General features: G+C 70.0%; 3 protein-coding genes. 1 reads left to right on the top strand and 2 read right to left on the bottom strand.

Annotated elements, in window-relative coordinates; translation table 11 throughout:
- A partial coding sequence (locus J7E68_RS16370; RefSeq protein ID WP_215174381.1) for a PTS sugar transporter subunit IIA occupies positions 1-840 on the top strand: 840 nt, incomplete at its 5' end.
- Positions 841-863: 23 nt separating this feature from the next.
- Here the strand turns inward: J7E68_RS16370 and J7E68_RS16365 are convergent.
- Both J7E68_RS16365 and J7E68_RS16360 read right to left on the bottom strand, forming a co-directional pair.
- Positions 864-1,127: an HPr family phosphocarrier protein gene (locus J7E68_RS16365; RefSeq protein ID WP_215174379.1), complete on the bottom strand. Its 264-nt coding sequence runs from the start codon at positions 1,125-1,127 to the stop codon at positions 864-866.
- Positions 1,128-1,134: 7 nt separating this feature from the next.
- Positions 1,135-2,467: phospho-sugar mutase (locus J7E68_RS16360; RefSeq protein WP_215174377.1), on the bottom strand; the 1,333-nt coding region annotated here is incomplete at its 5' end.

The raw sequence follows: 2,467 nt of genomic DNA, 5'->3' as shown, positions 1-2,467 counted from the left end.
AGCGGTCTGCACGACCGGCTCGGCACGCCGATCCACGACGACGAGATCGCCTATATCGCGATGCACGTCGGCGGACGCCTCGAGCGCAGTCGCAAGGCGGAGTCGATCCTCACGGCGACGATCGTGTGTCCCGGCTACTACGAGCTCCACGAGCTGCTGCGCTCGAGCGTCGACCGCTCGCTCGGGTCGGCCATCGAGGTCACGAGCGTCGTCACCAACGTCGACCCCGACTGGGCGTCGTTCGACACCGACCTCGTGCTCAGCACGATCGAACCGGGAGCGGCCGGCGACAGATTCGTGCGCATCCAGCCGTTCCTCACCGACGCCGACGTCGACCGGATCCAGCAGGCGGCGGCACGCGTGCGTCGAGGGCGTCGTCTGACGCGCCTGCGCGCGGAACTCGCCCGGTACTTCGTCGCGGACGCGTTCGTCTATCCGCTGCCGGATGACGGCGAGGAGGCGATCATCCGCAGGCTCGGGGGCCTGCTCGTCACGGCCGGCCTGATCGGCGACGACTACGTCGAGAACACGATCGTCCGCGAGCGGATGTCGTCGACGGCGTTCACGGATTCGCTCGCGGTGCCGCATGCGCTGCAGATGACGGCCACGCGAACGGCGATCGCGATCGGAGTCGCCGACGGGTCGGCCGCCTGGGGCGAGGGTCGCGTGCAGGTGGTCGCCCTCGCCGCCTTCAGCGAGAGCGACCGGGCCGCGTTCCAGACCGTCTTCGAGCAGCTGGTGGAGGTCTTCAGCGAACGTGACAGTGTGCAGCGCATCGTGCGCCGCGGCACCACCTTCGAAGCGTTCCTCGATGAGCTGGTCGCCGTCATCGACGGCTGACCGCCGACGCTGACCGCCACGGCTCAGCGCTGGGGGTCGAGCACGCCCGCCAGGGTGTCGAGCACGGCATCGGCGTCTGCCGAGTCCGCAGTCTCGAGCACCACGGCGTCGCCGGGCGCGAGTGCAAGGTCCATCAGCGCGAGAACGCTGCTGAGATCCACGATCGCGCCCGTCGACGTGCGCAGGGTCACCGCATGCCTGTGCGCCTGCACGAGGCGCACCAGCTCGGCCACGGGGCGCGCGTGCACTCCGTTATGGGCGGTGATGACGACGTGTCTTCTCGGCATCCGATTCCTAGGAGCGCTCGTCGAGGAGCGTCCGCACCGCGGTCTCGAGCTCGCCCACGGTGGCCGCGGCCTGATCTGCGGACTCGCCCCTGGCGTCGATGTACACCTTGAGCTTCGGCTCCGTGCCGCTCGGGCGCACGATGATGCGCGAACCGTCGGCGAGCCGATAGCGCAGCACATCACCCGACGGCTGTCCGTCACCGGCATGCAGCAGGTCTTCGGCCGAGGCGATCGTGTGGCCCCCGAACTGCGTCGGCGGCAGGGTGCGCAGCGACAGCATCACGGAGTCGATCACCGAGAGGTCGTCGACGCGCACCGACACCTGGCCGCTCGCGAAGTGGCCGTACGTGTCGCCCAGCTCGACCAGAAGATCGGCGAGCGAAAGGTGGCGTTCGTGCGCGTCCGCGGCGAGACCGAGGATAGCGACGGCCGCCGAGATGCCGTCCTTGTCGCGCACTGTCTCGGGGTTCACGAGGTAGCCCAGTGCCTCCTCGAAGCCGAACACGAGGCCCGGCGCGCGGGAGATCCACTTGAAGCCCGTCAGGGTCTCATGGAAGTCGAGCCCGTGGTGCGCGGCGACAGCGGCGAGGCCGGGCGAGGAGACCAGAGAGCAGGCCAGGGCCGCCCCCGGCATGCCGACGGCGGCACGCGCCGCCCTGGCACCCAGCAGCAGTCCGACCTCGTTGCCGGTGAGGCGACGCCATCCGCTCTCCGCCGTTGCATCGGGGATGGCGACCGCCAGGCGGTCTGCATCGGGATCGTTGGCGAGGATGAAGTCGGCCTGCACGCGGCGGGCGCGCGCGACGGACAGATCCATCGCCCCCGGCTCCTCGGGATTGGGGAACGACACCGTGCGGAAGGTCGCGTCAGGCTCGAGCTGTTCGCTCACCACCATCGGCTGCGGGTACCCGGCCGCCGTGACGATCTTCGACAGCGTCTCCCAGCCCACGCCGTGCATCGCCGTGTAGACCCAGCGCAGACCGGAGGTGCCTGCGGGCGCAGGGGCCACGGCAGCGGTCGCTGCGACATACGCGTCGACGACGGCCTCGCTCGCAGTCTCGTACGAGGTCGAGCGGGGGAGGGCTGAGACGTCCGCCGCATCAGCGACCCGCTGGATGTGCGCGGCGATCTCGGCATCCGCGGGTGCGACGATCTGCGATCCCTGATCGGCGCCGCCGAGGTAGACCTTGTAGCCGTTGTCGTTCGGAGGGTTGTGCGAGGCGGTCACCATGACGCCGGCATCGGCTTTCAGATGGCGCACCGCGAACGCGAGCACCGGAGTCGGCAGCAGTCGCGGCAGGAGGATGGTGCGCAGTCCCGCTCCGGCGAACAGCTCAGCC

Source organism: Microbacterium sp. ISL-103 (genome assembly GCF_018613995.1).
In the GTDB taxonomy this organism is placed as follows: Bacteria; Actinomycetota; Actinomycetes; order Actinomycetales; family Microbacteriaceae; genus Microbacterium.
Note: the sequence above shows the minus strand (reverse complement) of the source record. Positions and strands in the feature narration are given on the sequence as shown.